2 protein-coding genes are annotated in these 1,406 nt (G+C 65.6%); both read right to left on the minus strand.

From position 1 onward, the window contains the following. On the minus strand, nt 1-327 hold a 327-nt coding region (locus APY03_RS44205), incomplete at its 3' end, for an ATP-binding cassette domain-containing protein (protein ID WP_232324351.1). 5 nt (nt 328-332) lie between these two features. Then, nucleotides 333-1,334 carry a BMP family protein gene (locus APY03_RS20625; RefSeq protein WP_068679591.1) on the minus strand — a complete coding sequence of 334 codons (1,002 nt, stop codon included), beginning with the start codon at nt 1,332-1,334 and terminating at the stop codon, nt 333-335. Nucleotides 1,335-1,406 lie beyond the last annotated feature (72 nt).

Here is a 1,406-nt window from a genome sequence, read left to right on the forward strand (position 1 = left end):
CACGCTGAGGTTGTCGGCCAGGATGAAGTGCTGGTGCACCATGCCGATGCCCGCGGCCAATGCCGCCTTCGGCAGACCGGGCGCGAGCGGCCGGCCGAAGGCGTCGATCTCGCCTTCGTCGGCGGTGTAGTGGCCGAAGAGGATCGACATCAGCGTGGATTTGCCGGCGCCGTTCTCGCCCAGCAGCGCGAGCACCTCGCCCGCGCCGAGCTCGAGCGAGATCGCATCGTTGGCGACCAGGGTGCCGAAGCGCTTGGTGATGCCGCGCAGCCGCAGCACGACGTCTTGCTCCCTCTCCCGCAGAGGAAGGGAGCAGGAACTCTCCATCTCGCCTACTTCGCGGTGGACTTCGGCTGGCTGTCGTTCACCTTCACCGTGAACTTGCCCGAGAGGATGTCGGCCTCCTTGGCCCTGACCTTGGCGACGATCTCGGCCGGCACCTTCTTCTCGAAGGTGCCCAGCGGCGCCAGCTCGGAGCCCTTGTGCTTCATCATCGAATAGGGGCCGTAGTCCTCGGCGACGAACTTGCCTTCCTTCACGAGCTTGATCGCCCGGTCGGCCGACGGCTCGAAGTTCCAGAGCGCGGAGGCCACCACGGTGTCGGGGTACTTGTCCTGCGTGTCGATCACGTTGCCGATGGCGAGCTTGCCCTTTTCCTTGGCCGCGTCGCTGACACCGAAGCGCTCCGCATACATCACGTCGGCGCCCTTGTCGATCATCGCGAAGGCCGCCTCCTTGGCCTTGGGCGGATCGAACCAGCTGTTGATGAAGCTCACGCTGAACTCCACCTTCGGGTTGGTCTCCTTCGCCCCGGCCATGAAGGCATTCATCAGCCGGTTGACCTCGGGGATGGGGAAGCCGCCCACCATGCCGATCTTGTTGGTCCTGGTCATGCCGCCGGCGACCATGCCGGAGAGGTAGGCCGGCTCCTGGATGTAGTTGTCGAAGACCGAGAAGTTGGGCGCCTGCGGCTTGAGCGACGAGCCCATCAGGAAAGCCGTCTTCGGGAAGTCCTTGGCGACCTTGCGCGCCGCTGCCTCGACGCCGAAGACCTCGCCCAGGATCAGCTGGTGGCCGGCCTGTGCGTACTCGCGCATCACGCGCTCGTAGTCGGCGTTGGCAACGTTCTCGGTGGCCTTGTACTCGATCTCGCCGCGCGCTTCCGCCGCTTTCAGCGCCTTGTGGATGCGGCCGACCCATTGCTGCTCGAAGGGCACGGTGTAGACCGCCGCCACCTTGAGCTTGGTTTGCGCGAGCGCGAGGCCGGGCGCGCCGGCCGCAAGCGCTGCGGCAAGGGCGACGGAACGGACGATCAGTTGGCGGCGTAAGGACACAGACTTCTCCTCAGGTTGCAATTCATTCGGGAAACACCGCGGAACCGGCTTCGCCGGGCCGCTGGTGTTGCC

It is taken from the genome of Variovorax sp. WDL1 (assembly GCF_001541225.1).
Taxonomy (GTDB): domain Bacteria; phylum Pseudomonadota; class Gammaproteobacteria; order Burkholderiales; family Burkholderiaceae_C; genus Variovorax.